This is a genomic window from Streptomyces akebiae (genome assembly GCF_019599145.1).
Classification (GTDB): domain Bacteria; phylum Actinomycetota; class Actinomycetes; order Streptomycetales; family Streptomycetaceae; genus Streptomyces; species Streptomyces akebiae.
The window spans coordinates 9,152,615-9,170,703 of the sequence record NZ_CP080647.1 but is presented as its reverse complement, the minus strand read 5'-3'; the positions used below and the strand labels follow the sequence as shown (position 1 = coordinate 9,170,703).

The following is an 18,089-nucleotide window of genomic DNA, read 5'->3' as shown; positions in this document are numbered from 1 at the left end:
ATTTCGTCATGGCGATTTACAAATTAGTATGCGGACGCGTCTCTGGGAAGACAAGATGTCGCCGGACGGAGGCGTCAGCCGCGTCAGCGGCAGTCACGAGCCGCGTGAGAAGGAGAGCCCGATGTCAGCTGCCGAGGGTCCGCTCGTCGTCGGTGTGGACTCGTCCACACAGTCCACCAAGGCCCTGGTCGTCGACGCGTCGACCGGTCGGGTCGTGGCGAGCGGGCAGGCGCCGCACACCGTGTCCTCCGGGGCCGGTCGGGAGAGTGACCCCCGCCAGTGGTGGGACGCGCTGTGCGAGGCGCTGCGCCAGTGCGGGGAGGCTGCGCGCGAGGCCTCGGCGGTGTCGATCGGCGGTCAGCAGCACGGCCTCGTCACCCTCGACGCCCAGGGCGAGCCGGTGCGGCCGGCGCTGCTGTGGAACGACGTGCGCTCGGCGCCGCAGGCGGCCCGGCTGGTCGAGGAACTGGGCGGAGCGAAGGCCTGGGCGGAGCGCGCCGGCAGCGTGCCGGGGCCCTCCTTCACCGTGACGAAGTGGGCCTGGCTGGCCGAGCACGAGCCCGAGGCCGTCCGTGCGACCACCGCCGTGCGCCTGCCGCACGACTACCTCACCGAGCGTCTCACGGGCCAGGGCACGACCGATCGCGGCGACGCCTCCGGCACGGGCTGGTGGGCTTCGGCGACGGAGGCGTACGACGCCGAGGTGCTCGCCCATGTCGGGCTGGACCCGGCGCTGCTGCCCCGTGTCGTCCGGCCGGGCGAGGTCGCCGGGACCGTACGGGACGCCCACGAGCTGCCGTTCGCCAAGGGGACCCTGGTCGCCGCCGGTACGGGCGACAACGCGGCCGCCGCGCTGGGGCTCGGGCTGCGCCCCGGCACCCCGGTGCTGAGCCTGGGCACCTCGGGCACGGTGTACGCGGTCTCCAGGCACCGCCCGGCGGATCCGACCGGCACGGTGGCGGGCTTCGCCGACGCGCACGGGGACTGGCTGCCGCTGGCCTGCACCCTGAACTGCACCCAGGCAGTCGACCGGGTGGCCGCCCTGCTGGGCCTCGACCGCGAGTCCGTGGAGCCCGGCACGGACGTCACCCTCCTTCCCTACCTGGACGGCGAGCGCACCCCGGCCCTGCCGCACGCCTCGGGTCTGCTGCACGGGCTGCGCCACGACACGACCGGCGGACAACTGCTGCAGGCCGCGTACGACGGCGCCGTCCACTCTCTGCTCGGCGCACTGGACCTGGTGCTCGACTCCGACGCGGACACCTCCGTACCGCTGCTGCTCATCGGCGGGGGCGCGCGGGGCACTGCCTGGCAACAGACCGTGCGCCGCCTCTCCGGGCGTGCCGTGCAGGTCCCCGAGGCCAGGGAACTGGTCGCGCTGGGGGCCGCCGCACAGGCCGCCGGGCTGCTCACCGGCGAGGACCCGGCCGCGGTGGCCCGCCGCTGGGACACCACCCGGGGGCCGGTGCTGGAGGCGGTGGAGCGGGACGAGGAGACGCTCACCAGGATCTCCCGGGTGCTGTCCGACGCGGCACCGCTGCTGGATCACGGACCGGACAGCGACTGACCGGCGAGGGGGTGTCCCGAGTGGGAAAATCTGATTCCGGCATGATCTACAGAGCACGGACAGGAAAACGCACGGGGACACCCACCGGGACGCACCGACGGGAGCCGAGGGAGGCATGACCGCACCACTGCACGAAACCCGACCAAGCGGCTCCGGCCGCCGCCTGCCCGACAACCAGCAGGGCATGCGGCGCCGCAATCTCTCCCGCGTCATGCACACCGTCAACGCCGAGGGGCCGCTGTCCCGGGCCGCCGTCGCCTCTCACATCGGACTGACCCGGGCCGCCGTGTCGACGCTGGTGGACGAGCTGATCCGTGCGGGGCTCCTGGAGGAACTGGGCCCCGAGCGTCCGGGACGGGTCGGACGGCCCGGCTCGGCGCTCGCCCTCAGCGGACGCGGCCCCACAGGTATCGGCGCGGAGATCGGTGTCGACCATCTCGCGGTCTGCGCCGTGGATCTGCGGGGCGAGGTACGGGCTCGGGCGGTGCGGCTCGGCACGAACCGCGGCCGGGCGCCGGAGCCGGTCATCGAGGACCTGACCCAGCTGGTGCGAGGGGTGGTCGCCGAGGCGGAGGGCGAGGGTCTGTGGCCCGTTGGGCTCGCGGTCGCCGTGCCCGGGCTGGTGGCGAGCGACGCCCGCACGGTGGTCCGTGCACCCAACCTCGACTGGCACGACACGGATCTGGGCGCCCTGCTGCCCGCCGGTCTGCCGGTGACCGTGGACAACGAGGCCAACTTCGGCGGTCTCGCGGAACTCTGGCTCGGTGACGGCACACCGCTCGACTTTCTGCACGTCTCCGCAGAGATCGGCATCGGCGGCGCGGTCGTCGTGGACGGTCGGCTGCTCCGCGGAACACGCGGATTCGCGGGCGAGTTGGGGCATGTTCCCGTCCGGCCGGAAGGACCGGACTGCGCGTGCGGTGGACGGGGCTGCCTGGAGCAGTACGCCGGTGAGGAAGCCGTACTTCGGGCGGCCGGACTGGAACCGGGCGAACACCGTGTCGAGTTCCTCGCCGAGCGGGCCGCCGCCGGCGACAAGGATGTGCACCGGGCCCTGCGGGGCGCCGGCTCCGCGCTCGGTGTGGCGCTGACCGGCGCGGTGAATCTGCTGGACCCGCAGACCGTCGTGCTGGGCGGCGCCCTGGCCGCCCTCGCGCCCTGGCTGCTGCCCTCGCTGGAGCGTGAGTTGGCGCGACGGACGGCCGGTCCGGCGTGTTCCGTGACCGTGTCCCGGCTCGGCCCCGAGGGGCCGCTGCTGGGTGCGGCCCACTCGGTGGTGCGTGGTGTGCTGGACGATCCGGCGACGGTCGGGGTGCGGCCGTAGCGCTGCGGAAGCGGTCACGGGCTGCGCCGACGCGCAGGCCGACGCAGCCCTGGACTGGACTCCGCAGCCACGCGTTCCCCCTGCCGGGTGACGAAGTTATCCACAACTAGCCGGTTTTCCACCGTTATCCACACGCTCGGACAGCCCGGCCGGCAATCGCCGTACCGTGATCCACGTGAGGCGCAGCCATTCGACCTGCGGATGCGTCTTCGCTCACGGGTGCGAACCGACCAGCACATGTCCCCCTACCGACCGGAAAGGCAGAGCCACATGGAGCGAGCCAGGCCGTTGCCGAGCAGACGGCGGCTGCTGCAGGGCACCGCCCTCGCCGCGATCCCCTACGCGTTGCTCCCGAGCCCCCGGGCCGGCGCCCAGTCGCCGCCCCTCGACCACACACCCGCCCGATGGGAACCCGCGAGCCCGGCCAACTACACCGCGGCCGACCGTCCGGCCGGTCAACCCATCGACCTGGTGATCATCCACGTCACGCAGACCACGTACAAGAACACCCTGCCCGTCTTCTGGAACCCGGCGAAACAGGTCTCCGCGCACTACCTGCTCCGGTCGGCCGACGGGAGCGTCACACAGTGCGTCCGCGAACGCGACATCGCCTGGCACGCCGGCAACTGGGACTACAACGCACGAAGCATAGGCATCGAGCACGAGGGCTGGATCGACCGTCCCGAGTACTTCACCACCGCCATGTACGAGCAGTCCGCGGCGCTCACAGCGGCGATCTGCGACAGGCACGGCATCCCCAAGAACCGCGCGCACATCATCGGCCACTACGAGGTACCGGGCACCGACCACACCGATCCGGGGCCGCACTGGGACTGGGACCGCTACATACGCCTGGTCGACGCCGCCTGACGTCGACGGAGCGCGCGGCTTGTCTGGGTGTGGGTCCGGCGGTGACGATGGGTTCCAGCCGTGAGCGCATGTCCGGGAGGCCGAGTTGACCGATCCTTGGGTGGCTCTGGAGCCGGGAGCCGACCCCGTCGAGCGGGGACGGGTGCTGCGTCGCGCGCATGAGGCGTTCACACAGCGGGGCACAGTGGGACGACCGGTGCGTTCCGTGGTGGCGGACTCGTGGCGGCGTTCGGCGAAGGCGGGTGTGGGACCGGAGGGCACCGCTCGGGTGGAACTGACGGACGGCGACCTCGGTTCCTACCGCGCGGAGCATCCGCTGGCCCGGGTGATGCCGTTGGTGCGCGAGTTGCTGGGCACGTTCGCGTCGGACGGCGAACATCTGCTGGCCGTCTGTGACGCGCAGGGCAGACTGCTGTGGGTGGAGGGGGACGCGGCGACCAGACGGCGGGCCGACCGGATGAACTTCGTCCCCGGTGCGCGGTGGGCGGAGTCCGCGGTCGGCACGAACGCTCCGGGCACCGCGGTCGCCGTGGACCGGCCCGTGCAGGTGTTCGCGGCCGAGCACTTCATACGGCGGGTGCAGCCGTGGACGTGCGCGGCGGCGCCGGTGCACGATCCACGCACCGGGCGGGTGCTCGGTGCGGTCGACATCACCGGCGGTGACGGCCTGGCTCATCCGCACAGCCTCGGCTTCGTCCAGGCGGTCGCCAGGGCGGCCGAGTCCCAGCTCGCCCTGCTCACTCCGCCCGGGGCCTCGACGAACGCGCTCGAACTGGCGGCCCTGGGTCGGGACGAGGCCCGACTCCTGGCCCGTGGGCGGAAGATCAGGCTCAGCCGTCGGCACAGCGAGATCCTGGTGCTGCTCGCCCGTCACCCGGAGGGACTGTCCGGCGACGAGCTGCTCTGCGCGCTGTACGAGGACGAGTCGGTGACGCCGGTGACGTTGCGGGCCGAACTGGCGCGGCTGCGCCGTCTCCTCGGGTCAGGGCTGCTGGGGTCACGGCCGTATCGGCTGTTGGTTCCCGTCGAGTCCGACGTGGCGGTGGTGGAACGGAGACTGGAGACGGGTGCGGTGACGGCGGCCGCGTCGGCGTACGCGGGCCCGCTGCTGCCGGGCTCACAGGCGCCGGCCGTCGCACGGCTGCGGCGCAGACTCGCCGACGGCCTGCGGTCGGCGCTGATAGCCGTACACGATCCCGACCTCCTGGCGGACTGGGCGCACGCCCCATGGGGTGAGGACGACCTGGAAGTGTGGCGGGCGCTGGCAGCCGTGCGCCCCACTCCGGCCGTACGGTCCCGGCTGCGCGAGCTGGAGTCGGAACTGTCGGCGCCACCGGTATGGGGGCGCCCTCGGGCCCGGTGACCGTGAGGGATGCCATCGGGCTGACGGGCCGGCTGGCTGACTGGCTGACTGGCTGACTGGCTGACTGGCGTGGTTGCCTGGTGCTGCGGCGTCCCACGGTCTTCGGCTGGAGCGGGGGCGGGGCGGGGCGGGGCCGGGCGGGGCGGGGCGGGGCGGGGGCGCAACGTCGTTGCAACATTCCGGTTTCTAGCCTCCTCGCGAGAGCTGCCCAACGGCGGGCAGCGCTTCTCGGGAGGCAGGTATTCATGACCCGTTTCGCAGCGCCCGGTACGGATGGCGCGGTCGTCTCCTACGAGGCGCGTTACGACCACTTCATCGGGGGTGAGTACGTGCCGCCGGCGCGCGGGCAGTACTTCGAGAACCCGAGTCCGGTGAACGGTCTGCCGTTCACGGAGATCGCGCGAGGTACGAGCGAGGATGTGGAGCGCGCGTTGGACGCGGCGCACGCAGCCGCGCCCGGCTGGGGGCGCACGTCCGTGACCGAGCGTTCTGACGTCCTGCGGAAGATCGCCGACCGTATGGAGGCGAATCTGGAGCAGTTGGCGGTGGCGGAGAGCTGGGAGAACGGCAAGCCGGTGCGCGAGACGCTGGCCGCCGACATCCCGCTGGCCATCGACCACTTCCGGTATTTCGCGGGAGCGGTCCGCGCGCAGGAGGGTTCGCTGGCGGAGCTCGACGAGGACACGGTGGCGTACCACTTCCACGAGCCGCTGGGTGTGGTCGCCCAGATCATCCCGTGGAACTTCCCGATCCTCATGGCGACCTGGAAGCTGGCGCCCGCGCTGGCGGCGGGCAACGCGGTCGTGCTCAAGCCGGCCGAGCAGACCCCGGCGTCCATCCACGTCTGGATGAGCCTGGTGGCGGATCTGCTGCCGCCGGGTGTGGTGAACATCGTGAACGGGTTCGGGGTGGAGGCGGGCAAGCCGCTGGCGTCGAGTCCGCGGGTGGCGAAGGTGGCGTTCACGGGCGAGACGACGACGGGGCGACTGATCATGCAGTACGCCTCCGAGAACATCACACCGGTGACGCTCGAGCTCGGCGGCAAATCGCCGAACATCTTCTTCGACGACGTGTGGTCGGCGAACGACGATTTCCGTGACAAGGCCCTCGAAGGTTTCACGATGTTCGCGCTCAACCAGGGCGAGGTGTGCACGTGTCCGTCGCGGGCGCTGGTGCAGCGCGGCAACTATGCCGAGTTCATGGAGGCGGCCGTCGCCCGCACCGAGCAGATCAAGACCGGGCACCCGCTGGACACCGACACCATGATCGGCGCCCAGGCCTCCAACGACCAGTTGGAGAAGATCCTCTCCTATTTGGACATCGGTCGGCAGGAGGGCGCGAAGGTCCTGACCGGCGGAGAACGCATCGAGCACGACGGCGAGTTGAAGGGCGGCTACTACGTCCAGCCGACGATCTTCGAGGGTGACAACCGTATGCGGGTCTTCCAGGAGGAGATCTTCGGTCCGGTCGTCTCCGTGACCTCGTTCAACGACTTCGACGATGCCATCAAGATCGCCAACGAGACGCTGTACGGCCTGGGCGCGGGTGTCTGGACACGCGACACCAACACGGCCTATCGCGCGGGCCGTTCCATCCAGGCGGGCCGCGTCTGGACGAACTGCTACCACGCATATCCGGCGCACGCCGCGTTCGGCGGCTACAAGGGTTCCGGCATCGGCCGCGAAACCCACAAGATGATGCTGGACCACTACCAGCAGACGAAGAATCTTCTCGTGTCGTATTCGCCGAAGAAGCTGGGCTTCTTCTAGCGACACAAGGAAGGGCGCCTGACCAGGGAAAATACCCGTCAGGCGCCCTTCGGGAGTCACAACTAGGTGGCGGGCCGAAAATGCACCCTTACTCCTGATATCCCCCGCCCGTATCCCAGTTCCGACCAGCAGTTCCGGGGCGTATCCGGGCCAGTCCAGCTCAGGGGCTATCCGTGTCGCCCATCGGCGCAGCCCACCACTGCATGGACTCCTCGATCAACCGGTTGGCATGGTTCCGCGTTTCGGCCAGGAACCTGGCGTAGTAGCGGAAGAGAACCCGGATGCCCTGCCCTGCGCGGCGTGCGCACTCCGACGGGTCGACTCCGGACGACAGCCAGAACGAGATGCCCGCATGGCGCAGGTCGTAGGGGCGCTTCGCCAGCTCAAGGGCGTGCTCGTCAAGGGTGAGAGTGGCCTCCGCGCTCGCGCCCATGCGATGCCGTACGCCGAGGCATCGGTGTAGTTCCCCGCAGCGTTGCGGAACAGACGTCCGTCGGGTGCGACGACAAAGATTCGTATGCGATCACGCAACATACGGACGAGTACGGGAGGGATCGGCACCGGCCTCGCGGCCTTGGCTGCAGCCTTCTTTCGTTTCACGCTCTTGCCTCCGCCCAACCAGTGGGGCACACCGTTCCAGGGTCCCGTCCTACATGCGCGGCACGATCACGGCCGTGACCTCATCGCTGCTGGGCCCGTTCACGGCTGTCGACCCCGCATGCCCCACCCCGCCCGCGAACCTCATGACCCTCGACGGGACGTTCTACGTCGACCCGTCCGGGCAGCCGTGGATGGTGTACGCACACGAGTGGCTGCAGACCATCGACGGAACGATGGAAGCGATCCGCCTGACCCCGGACCTGTCCCGCACGATCGGAGACCCGGTCTTCTCTTCACGGCCTCGGACGCGTCCTGGATCACCGAGGAGATCCCCGACGGCTCCCTGCTCATGCCGTGGTCGACGTACGAGAAGAACGTGGCCGGCAAGGACGGGACCACCTCGAAGTCGGGCGGCATCGAGGGGCCGTGGCAGCAGCACCGGCCGCTGGTCCGCGAGGACAGCGGTCACGGCATGCTCTTCCACACTCGACGGCCGGCTGATGATGATCCTCCACCGCCCCTTCGAGAACGCGCGGGGCAAGCTGTACGAGATGGAGCTCGCCGGCCAGGAGCTACGGGTGCTGCGCCGACGCGCGGACCTGGACGGCGGCGGCCGACGCCGCGCTGCACTGCACTGCACTGCACTGCGGACGGACGGACAAGATATATCGCACAGGCGCGACGCGACGCCGGTCGTCGACACATTCGATCACCGGCCGACCTGCCTTTACGATCAATACCGTTGCTCTGCAAGGGTATTGACAACGGTCCGCGCTGCGCCACGGGCCGGAGGGGCGGGTACATGACGCGCGACGAGCTGATCCGGCCGCTGCCCGAACTGTTGAAGGCGCACGCCGAGAGGTCACCGTCGCGGGTGGCGTACGCCGACGACGAACGGGACGTCACCTACGCGGAGTTGGAGCGGCGCACAGGTCGGCTGGCCGTGTATCTCGCGGGGGCGGGTGTGCGGCGCGGGGACCGGGTCGCGATCCTGCTGGGCAACCGTGTGGAGACGGTGGAGAGCGTCCTCGCCGGTGTCCGGGCGGGTGCGGTCGGCGTGCCTCTCAACCCCCGGTCCTCGGACGCCGAACTGGCCCATTTCCTTGAGGACAGCGGGGCCTCGGTCGTCGTCACCGACCGCGCGCACCTGGCCCGCCTGAACCGCGCGGGGGGCCTGCACGACCGTACGCGCGTCCTGCTCACCGGCGCGGATCCCGTGCCGTCGGACGCCCCCGACGGCACGGTCCTCTTCGAGGAGGCGGCCGAGGCGGAGCCCGCAGTGCCGCCCCGCGACGATCTCGGGCTCGACGAGCCGGCCTGGATGCTCTACACCTCCGGCACCACCCATCGACCCAAGGGCGTGCTGTCCACGCAGCGTGCGGCCCTGTGGTCGGTGGCGGCCTGCTACACGCCGATCTTCGGGCTCTCCCCCGAGGACCGGCTGCTCTGGCCGCTCCCGCTGTTCCACAGCTTCGGGCACTCGCTGGCGATCCTGGGGGTCACCGCGGTCGGCGCGAGCGCGCGCATCACCGGCGAACTACTGTCTCCTGGCGGCCTGTTGAGGGAGCTGCGCACGCCTCGCGCATCCCTGGGCGGCTCCTACACCGTCCTGGCCGGGGTGCCCGCCGTGTACCACCAGCTGGTGGCGGCGGCCGAGGACACCTCGCCCGTACCCGCTCTGCGGACGTGTGTCGTGGCGGGCGCCCCGAGCGCGCCGGCCCTGCGACGTGCGGTGGAGGACCTGCTGGGGGCGCCGCTGCTCGACGCGTACGGCAGTACCGAGACCTGCGGGATGATCGCGGTGAACCGGCCGGACGGGCCGAGGGTCGACGGTTCCTGTGGGCCGCCGGTCCCGGGGATGGACGTACGGCTGGTCGATCCGGGCTCCGGCAACGATGTCGCGGACGGCGACGAGGGCGAGATCTGGGCGCGTGGGCCGAGCCTGATGAGCGGCTACCACCATCAGCCCGAGGCGACGGCGGCCGCGCTGCGTGACGGCTGGTACCGCACCGGTGACCTGGGGCGACGCGTCGCGCACGGGCATCTCGTCCTCACCGGCCGGGTCAGCGAGCTGATCATCCGGGGCGGGGAGAACATCCACCCCACCGAGATCGAGCAGGCCCTGCTGCACTGTCCCGGCGTGCGGGACGCGGTGGTGGTGGGCAGGCCGCACGACGTCCTCGGCGAGGTCCCGGTGGCGTACGTCGTTCCGGGACCGGACGGGTTCGACCCTCGGCGGATACTGGCCGCGTGCCGGAAGCGGCTGGCCGCGTACAAGCTGCCCATCGAGATCCACGAGATCGCGGCCGTCCCGCGTACGGCGTCCGGCAAGATCACCCGCCACGCGGTCCTGCCGGACCTGGCCCGACCGGTACCCGAGGTTCACCCCGCATCCCCGACGGCGGCCGACGGTGCCCTGCGCCGACGCCTGCTCGCTCTCCCGCCGGAGGGGAGGGAACGCGCCCTGCGCGAGGCGGTACTCGCGCAGACGTCCGCGGTGTGCGGCGACGGATCGTACGAAGGACTCGACGCCGACGGATCGAACGAGCGGCCCGACGCCGACGGTCCACATGAACGGCTCGACGCCGACCGCCCGTTCACCGATCTCGGGCTGACGTCCGAGGGAGCCGTCACGCTGATCGAGCGGCTCGGCGAGGCGACCGGGCTGCGGCTCCCGTCGACGCTGGTCTTCGACCATCCCACGCCGGACGCCCTGACCCGGCACGTGCACGACATCCTCTTCACCCCGGCGCCCGTACCTGTGGCGCACCTCGGCTCCGCGACGGAACCGGACGACCCTGTGGTGATCGTCGCCATGGGCTGCCGTTACCCCGGGGACGTGTACTCCCCCGAGGATCTGTGGGACCTGGTGGCGGAGGGCCGGGACGCGGTCTCGGGCTTCCCCACCGACCGGGGCTGGGACCTGGCCGCCCTGTACGACCCGGACCCGGACCGGGTCGGTACGTCGTACACCCGCGGCGGCGGATTCCTGCACCGGGCCGCCGAGTTCGACGCGGGCCTGTTCGGGATCTCGCCGCGGGAGGCACTGGCCATGGACCCGCAGCAGCGGCTGCTGCTGGAGACCTCGTGGGAGGTGTGGGAGCGGGCGGGCATCTCCCAGGCGGCGCTGCGCGACAGCGACACGGGTGTGTTCGTCGGCGTGATGCACGGCGACTACTCCACGCGCCTGGACAAGCACGAGCTGGAGGCCCATCTGGCCCTGGGCTCGGCGGGCAGCGTGGCCTCCGGCCGGATCAGTTACGTGTACGGCCTGCGCGGGCCGTCGATCACGCTCGACACCGCGTGCTCGTCCTCGCTGGTGGCCCTGCACTGGGCGGCGCGGGCGCTACGCTCCGGCGAGTGTTCCCTGGCCCTGGCCGGGGGTGTCACCGTGATGGCGACTCCCAAGGCGTTCGCGGCTTTCAGCCGACACCGCGCTCTGTCGCCCGATGGCCGCTGCAAGTCGTTCTCGGCCTCGGCGGACGGCACCGCCTGGGGCGAGGGCGCGGGCCTCGTGCTGCTGGAGCGGTTGTCCGACGCCCGACGCAACGGCCACCCCGTCCTGGCCGTGCTGCGCGGCTCCGCCGTCAACTCCGACGGCGCGTCCAACGGCCTGACGGCACCGAACGGCCAGGCCCAACAGCGCCTGATCACCAGGGCGTTGACTGACGCCGGGCTCGGCGCCGACGACGTGGACGTGGTGGAGGCGCACGGTACGGGCACCACGCTGGGTGACCCCGTCGAGGCAAGCGCCCTGCTGGCCACCTATGGACAGGGGCGGGCCGGGGACCGGCCGCCGCTGTGGCTGGGCTCGGTCAAGTCCAACCTGGGGCACACCCAGGCCGCCGCCGGTGTCGCCGGGGTCATCAAGATGGTGCAGGCCATGCGCCACGAGCAGCTCCCGCGCTCGCTGTACGCGGAGGAACCCAGCCCGCACGTCGACTGGTCGGCAGGCCGGGTGGAACTGCTGGCCGAGTCCCACCCCTGGCCGGTGACGGCCTCCCGGCCACGCCGGGCCGGGGTGTCCGCGTTCGGCATCAGCGGGACCAACGCCCACGTGATCCTGGAAGAGGCCCCTCAGCGACCCGACACCGGACCGGGCCCCACCCAGGTCCCGGTGCCCTGGCTGCTGTCCGGCGCCGACGAGGCCGCCCTGCGCTCCCAGGCCCGACGTCTCGCCGCCCACCTGACGTCCCGGCCCCACCTGTCGACCACCGACGTCGGTGTCTCCCTGGCCGTGCCGAGGTCCCCGCTCGCCCACCGGGCGATGGTTCCCGCCGACGACCGGGCGCGGATGCTGACCGCCCTCGATGCGCTCGCCGACGGGAGGGGAGCGGATCGTGGCGTCGCCGATCCCGGCGTCCGTACGGCCTTCTTGTTCACCGGTCAGGGCTCTCAACGTGGCCGTATGGGTGCGGAGTTGCGCGACGCCTTCCCCACCTTCGACTCGGCGTTCGAGGGGGTCTGCCGGGCACTGGACGGCCGCCTGGAGCACCCTCTCGACGTGGTGCTGTCCGCGCGGTCGGGCACGCCGGAGGCCGCCCTGCTCGACCGTACGGACTTCACCCAGGCCGGTCTGTTCGCCTTCGAGGTGGCGCTGTTCCGGCTGTTGGAGTCCTGGGGAATACGACCCGACTTCCTGGCCGGGCACTCCGTGGGGGAACTGGCGGCCGCCCATGTCGCCGGAGTGCTGGACCTGGCCGACGCGGCCGAACTCGTCGCGGCCCGGGGGCGGTTGATGCACGCCCTGCCGGGCGGCGGGGCGATGGTGGCGCTGCATGCGACGGAGGAGGAGATCCTCGCCGAACTCCCCGCGTTCGACGGCCGGGTGGCGCTCGCCTCTGTCAACGGACCTGATGCGGTGGTGATTTCGGGAGCGGAGGACGCGGTGCTGGCCGTGGCGGCCGGATTCGAGGCGCGAGGCCGCAGGACCGTTCGGCTGCGGGTCGCTCACGCCTTCCACTCCCCACTCGTGGAACCGATGCTCGACGACTTCCGCCGGGTCGCCGAGGGGCTGACGCTCCGGCCGCCGCGGATCCCGGTCGTCTCGGCCGTGTCGGGCCGCCCGGCCGAGGCCGGGGAACTGTGTTCGCCGGAGTACTGGGTGCGGCACGCCCGTCTGCCGGTGCGTTTCGCCGACGCCGTGCGATGGCTCGGGGACAACGGGGTGTCGGCGTTCCTGGAGATCGGCCCGGGGGCGGCGCTGACCGCCGCCGCCGAGGACTGTCTGACCGGCCCGGACGGCGAGGGCCCCGCCCCCTTGTGCGCCGCCGCCACCCGTGGTGGCGATCCCGAACCGAAGAGCCTGCTGGCCGCCGTGGCCCGCCTCCATGTGCGCGGAACGCCCGTCGCCTGGCCCGTCGTGTTCACGGGCAGCGGTGCACGGCACCTGGAGGATCTGCCGACGTACGCCTTCCAACGGCAGCGGTACTGGCTGGCCGCGCCGAGCACTCCCCTCGCCGCCCCGGACCCGCACGAACACCCGCTGCTGGGACCGGCGTTCATCGTGCCGGACACCGGCCGGACGGTGTTCTCCGGCCTGCTCTCCACCACCGCTCACCCGTGGCTCGCCGACCATGTGATCGACGGACGGGTCCTGGTCCCCGCGACGGGGTTCGTGGAGCTGGCCGTACGGGCGGGTGACGAGGTCAGCTTCGGCACGCTCGACGAACTCGTGGTCCTGGCCCCGCTGATCCTGCCCTCGGCCACGGGCGTTCACCTACAGGTCGTCGTGGGCCCGGCGGACGACTCCGGCCGGCGCCCGGTCGACATCCACGCCCGGCCCGCCACGGACGACTCCGAGCCCGACTGGACCCGGCACGCCACAGGCCTCCTCCGCGCCACGGAAACCACCCGGCCGGAGGCAGAACCGGCGGTGTGGCCGCCGCGGGACGCGACCGAGGTCGACCTCGCCGACGCGTACGACAGCCTCGCGGAGGTCGGCCTCTCCTACGGCCCGGCGTTCCGGGGCGTGCGGGCGGTCTGGCGGCGCGGCGACGAGATGTTCGCGGACGTCCGCCTGCCCGAGGCGGAGTCGGAACACGCCGACCGGTTCGGGATCCACCCGGCGCTGCTGGACGCGGCCCTGCACGCCCCGATGCTCACGGGCTCGGCTCCCGGCTCCGGCACGGTCCGGGTGCCGTTCGCGTGGAACGGCGTACGTCTGTACGCGACGGGTGCGTCGGAGGTACGCGTACGGATCGCCCCGAGCGGGACGGACTCGGTCACGGTCACCCTGGCCGACCCGTCGGGACGCCCGGTGGCTCACGTGGACTCCATGACCACGCGTGAACTCCCCGCCGAGCCGGTCGAGTCGACGGCCGACGCCGTGCGCCGGGCCCTGCTGCGCCCCGAGTGGACCGGCGTCGAGGAGCCGGAGGGCGAGCGGCGACCCGTGACCGGCGGACGCTGGGCGCTGGTCGGCCCGGACGAGCTGGACCTGCGCGGGGCGCTCCCCGACCTCGTGGGAACCGACGCCCCCGAACCGGACACCGTCGTCGTCACGGCCGTCGACGGCGGCCCGTGGGCGGATGCCGATCCGCTCCCCGCCGTACACCGGCTGACCGGCAGGGTGCTGCGTACCCTCCAGGACTGGCAGGACAACCCATCGACGGCGGGCTCCCGTCTGGTCGTGCTGACGCGGAACGCGACCGCACCCGAGCCGGATCCGGCCGGGGCCGCCGTGTGGGGGCTGGTGCGTGCCGCACAGACGGAGCTGCCCGGACGTGTCGTTCTCGTCGATGTGGACGGGCGGCCGGAATCACTGCGGCTGCTCCCCGCTGCGGCGGCCGGCGACGAGGGTCAACTCTGCGTACGCGACGGGCACTTGGCGGTGCCGCGTCTGGTCGCCGCCGGTGAAGTCTCCACCCGGGGCGACAGTTTCGGGCCCGACGGCACGGTCCTGATCACCGGCGGTACCGGCGCGCTCGGCGCGGAGGTCGCCCGCCATCTCGTGGCTGCCCATGGCGTACGGCACCTGCTGCTCACCGGTCGGCAGGGGCCCCAGGCGCCGAATGCCGGGGAACTGCGCGTCATGCTGGAGGAGTTGGGCGCCGAGGTGCGGATCGTGGCCTGTGATGCGGCCGACCGTGCCGCGCTGGCCGAGGTGATCAAGGAGTGCTCGCCCGCGCTGACCGCCGTGGTGCATGCGGCGGGGGTGCTGGACGACGGTGTCCTCGCCGCGCTGACCCCCGGGCGGATGGCGGCCGTGCTGCGGCCGAAGGTGGACGCGGCCTGGCATCTGCACGAGCTGACCCGGGACCTGGACCTGTCGGCGTTCGTCCTGTTCTCCTCGGTGTCCGGCCTGCTGGGCCGCGTCGGCCAGGGCAACTACGCGGCGGCGAACGCCTTCCTGGACGCCCTGGCCCGGCACCGTTCCCAACTGGGGCTGCCCGCCGTGTCCTTGGCCTGGGGACCGTGGGACCACGGGGCCGGCATGGCCGGTGCGGCCGATGAGGCCGATGAGGCCGATGGGAACGCAGGGGTCCCGCACCGGTCGGCCGGTGAGGTGCTCCGAGCGCTCTCCGTGGAGCAGGGCCTGGCCCTCTTCGACGCGGCGCTGCGCGCGGACGAACCCGTGCTGGCGCCGGTACTGCTGGACCGGAGGGCACTCAGGTCCGCCCAGGGGCTCCTGCCGCCGCCGCTGCGCGGACTCGTGCCGCCCCGCAGGCCGGCCGCCGGGACCGGGGAGGGCGCCGGTGACGGCTCCTCGCCCGGTGCGGAGCAGGTCTGGGAGCCGGGCGCCTGGCGCAAGGTGCTGGCCGGGTTGCCCGCCGACCGACGGGAGGACTCCCTCGCGGAGTTGATGCGTGCCGACGTGGCCACGGTTCTCGGCTACCCGGACGCCGACGCGCTGCCGGCCGGCAGGTCCTTCGCCGAGCTGGGCTTCGACTCCCTGATGGCGGTCCAGGTCCGCAACCGGCTGAGCATGGCCCTGCGGCTGAGGCTGTCCGCCGCCGTGGTGTTCGAGCACCCGACGGCCCAGGGGCTGGCCCGCCACGTACTCGGTCTGCTGGACGACCTGCCCGACGTCGCACCGGAGCCGGAGCGCGCTCCCGCGCAGGACCGGCCCGCGCAGACGGAGGAGGAGCGGCCCGCGCAGACGCTCTCCTCGCTCTACCGGCGGGTCTGCGAGGCCGGGCAGGTGGTCGCGGCGATGCACATGCTGGTCACGGCTTCCTGGGCGCTGCCGACCTTCGGCCCCGACGCCGACCGGGAGCACGCCCTGGCCCCGCTGCGGCGCGCCGACGGTTCCCAGGCCGGGCCAGTACTCGTCTTCCTCAACGGCTTCCATCCGCCCTTCGCCGCCCCCGGAGGTGAATTCGCCGCATTCCACGCCCACTTCCAGGGCGAACTGGACGTCCTCGAACTCCCGCACCCCGGCATCGGGGCGGGCCGTGCCGTGCCGGCCGACCGGGACACGCTCGCCCGGACACACGCGGAGACGGTGCGACAGCACGTCGGCGACCGGCCCTTCGTGATCGTCGGCGTGAGCACCGGAGGCGCGGTCGCCCATGCGGTGACCCGGCGGCTCGAAGCCATGGGCAGCCCGCCCGTCGGACAGGTGCTGCTCGACACGTACCTCATCAACGACGGCAACAGCGACAAGGACTGGCTGCTGTCCCTGCCCGCCGTGATCGCGCCGCGTCTGGGCGGAAACCAGTTCACGGGGGACGAGGACACCGGGGTGGCCGCGCTGGGCGCGTACACCCGGATGTTCCTGGACTGGGAGCCGGAGCCGGTCGCCGCCCCCACCCTGCTGGTCCGGGCCACCCGGCCGACGCCCGCGATGGCGGCGGGCGCGGCCCCGGACGAGTGGCGCACCTCCTGGCCGCTGCCGCACACCCGGGTCGACGTCCCCGGCGACCACTTCTCGCTCATGGGGGAACACACCCCCACCACGGCGGCGGCCGTCCGCACCTGGATCGATTCCCTCAACCGTACGGGCGTCCCGTCGGCGCCGAACACAGGAACAGAAGGAGAGCGGTGAACCCCGACCACGAGACTGGGAAGACAGCGGAGACCGAGGAGTTCGACGTGATCGTCGTGGGCGGCGGCCCGGCCGGGTCGACCGCCGCCACGGCCGTCGCCCTGCGGGGTCACCGCGTCCTCCTGCTGGAGCAGCAGACGTTTCCCCGGTACCAGATCGGCGAGTCGCTGCTCCCCTCCACCGTGCACGGGGTGTGCCGCATCCTGGGCGTCGAGGAGGAGGTCGCGCGGGCCGGCTTCAAGACGAAGCGCGGCGGGACCTTCCGCTGGGGCCGGAACCCGGACCCGTGGCAGTTCTCCTTCGCCCTGTCCCCCCGGCTGGCCGACCCGACCTCCTTCGCCTACCAGGTCGAGCGGTCCCGGTTCGACGCGATCCTGCTGGACAACGCCCGCCGGGTCGGCGTCGACGTTCGGGAGGGCTGCCGGGTCAAGGGCGTGCTCGGCGACGAGGAGCGCGTCAGGGGCGTCGGCTGGACGGGCCCCGCCGGGGAGACCCGTGAGGCCCGGGCCCGTTACGTCGTGGACGCGTCCGGCAACGGCAGCCGGATCCACGGCGAGGTCGGCGGCAGGCGGACGTACTCCGACTTCTTCCGGAACATCGCGGTGTTCGGCTACTTCGCCGGCGGCAAGCGGCTCCCGAAGCCCAACGACGGCAACATCTTCTGCGCCGCCTTCGACGAGGGCTGGCTCTGGTACATCCCGCTCCGCGACGACCTCACCAGCGTCGGAGCGGTGGTCGGCCGGGACAACGCCGCCGCGATCCAGCGGGACCCGGTGACGGCCTGGCGCGGGCTGATCGACTCCTGCCCGGAGGTCCGGGGCCTCCTCGACGGGGTGGCGCAGGCCACCGAGGCGCCGTACGACCAGGTGCGGGTCCGCAAGGACTGGTCGTACTGGAAGTCACAGCTGTGGCGGCCCGGCATGGTGCTGGTCGGCGACGCGGCGTGCTTCGTCGACCCCGTGCTGTCCTCCGGAGTGCACCTCGCCACGTACGGGGCCCTGCTCGCGGCCCGCTCCATCAACAGCGGCCTGGCCGGAACCCTCGACGAGGACCGCCTCTTCAACGAGTTCGAGGCACGCTACCGGCACGAATACGGCCTGTTCCACGAGTTCCTGGTCTCCTTCTACGACATGCACCAGGACGAACGGTCGTACTTCTGGAAGGCCCGCAAGGTCACCCACGTCGACGCGACGGAAATGGAGGCGTTCGTCGAACTGGTGGGCGGACTGGCCTCCGGCGACACGTCCCTCGCCGGGCCCGGACAGGCGGGCACCCGGCTGACTGTCACCGCCTCGGAACTCGACCACGCGGTCGGCCGGCTCCCGGACTCCGACGGCCTGCGCAATCCGCTCTTCGAGTCCGCCTCGATCCGCCAGGTCTTCCAGGAGGGCACGATCCTCCAGGAACGGGGTGTCTTCGGTGGCCCGCTGGAGAAGGAGACCCCGCTGCACCCCGGCGGCCTGATGGCCTCGGAGGACGGACTCACGTGGGTGACCGAATGAACCTGCCCATGCCAAAAGGGTCCCCCACAGGCTCTCGCCTGTGGGGGACCTTCGTCGAGCACCGTCGGGACCGACAGGGTCCCCAACTGGTCCCCACCCGCAGGC

At 72.1% G+C, this 18,089-nt stretch carries 8 protein-coding genes and 1 pseudogene; 8 read left to right on the top strand and 1 reads right to left on the bottom strand.

All coding sequences use genetic code 11. The features are described from left to right. The first annotated feature begins 121 nt into the window (after positions 1-121). The 5 genes from xylB (at position 122) to exaC (ending at position 6,893) form a co-directional block, all read left to right on the top strand. A complete protein-coding gene (gene xylB, locus K1J60_RS39830) occupies positions 122-1,567 on the top strand; it encodes a xylulokinase (protein ID WP_220650455.1) in 1,446 nt (481 codons plus the stop codon). Positions 1,568-1,682: 115 nt separating this feature from the next. Next, on the top strand, positions 1,683-2,891 hold the full coding sequence (locus tag K1J60_RS39825) for an ROK family transcriptional regulator (RefSeq protein ID WP_220650454.1): 1,209 nt from the start codon (positions 1,683-1,685) through the stop codon (positions 2,889-2,891). Positions 2,892-3,161: 270 nt separating this feature from the next. After that, positions 3,162-3,761 carry an N-acetylmuramoyl-L-alanine amidase gene (locus K1J60_RS39820; protein ID WP_220650453.1) on the top strand — a complete coding sequence of 200 codons (600 nt, stop codon included), beginning with the start codon at positions 3,162-3,164 and terminating at the stop codon, positions 3,759-3,761. 85 nt (positions 3,762-3,846) lie between these two features. Next, positions 3,847-5,124, top strand: coding sequence for a GAF domain-containing protein (locus K1J60_RS39815; protein WP_220650452.1), 1,278 nt, complete (start codon positions 3,847-3,849; stop codon positions 5,122-5,124). Between the two features lie 245 nt (positions 5,125-5,369). Next, a complete protein-coding gene (gene exaC / locus K1J60_RS39810) occupies positions 5,370-6,893 on the top strand; it encodes an acetaldehyde dehydrogenase ExaC (RefSeq protein ID WP_220650451.1) in 1,524 nt (507 codons plus the stop codon). Between the two features lie 160 nt (positions 6,894-7,053). Here the strand turns inward: exaC and K1J60_RS46405 are convergent, their stop codons facing one another. Continuing rightward, positions 7,054-7,326 carry a site-specific integrase gene (locus tag K1J60_RS46405; RefSeq protein ID WP_259408116.1) on the bottom strand — a complete coding sequence of 91 codons (273 nt, stop codon included), beginning with the start codon at positions 7,324-7,326 and terminating at the stop codon, positions 7,054-7,056. 171 nt (positions 7,327-7,497) lie between these two features. Between K1J60_RS46405 and K1J60_RS46400 the strand changes: the two are divergent. From K1J60_RS46400 to K1J60_RS39795, 3 genes and pseudogenes are all read left to right on the top strand, one after another. Beyond that, positions 7,498-8,107: pseudogene (locus K1J60_RS46400) on the top strand (family 43 glycosylhydrolase); the annotation flags it as partial. Between the two features lie 188 nt (positions 8,108-8,295). Beyond that, a complete protein-coding gene (locus tag K1J60_RS39800) occupies positions 8,296-16,482 on the top strand; it encodes a type I polyketide synthase (protein ID WP_220650450.1) in 8,187 nt (2,728 codons plus the stop codon). Continuing rightward, complete coding sequence (locus K1J60_RS39795) at positions 16,479-17,984, top strand: tryptophan 7-halogenase (protein ID WP_220650449.1); 1,506 nt, start codon at positions 16,479-16,481, stop codon at positions 17,982-17,984. Before K1J60_RS39800 ends, K1J60_RS39795 begins: the two co-directional genes overlap by 4 nt. Positions 17,985-18,089: the final 105 nt, after the last annotated feature.

Bases quoted from the DNA above. Each gene is read 5' to 3' on its own strand.
- K1J60_RS39825 (WP_220650454.1), top strand. From the start codon at position 1,683: ATGACCGCACCACTGCACGAAACCCGACCAAGCGGCTCCGGCCGCCGC.
- K1J60_RS39800 (WP_220650450.1), top strand. From the start codon at position 8,296: ATGACGCGCGACGAGCTGATCCGGCCGCTGCCCGAACTGTTGAAGGCG.
- exaC (WP_220650451.1), top strand. From the start codon at position 5,370: ATGACCCGTTTCGCAGCGCCCGGTACGGATGGCGCGGTCGTCTCCTAC.
- xylB (WP_220650455.1), top strand. From the start codon at position 122: ATGTCAGCTGCCGAGGGTCCGCTCGTCGTCGGTGTGGACTCGTCCACA.
- K1J60_RS39820 (WP_220650453.1), top strand. From the start codon at position 3,162: ATGGAGCGAGCCAGGCCGTTGCCGAGCAGACGGCGGCTGCTGCAGGGC.
- K1J60_RS46405 (WP_259408116.1), bottom strand. From the start codon at position 7,326: ATGGGCGCGAGCGCGGAGGCCACTCTCACCCTTGACGAGCACGCCCTT.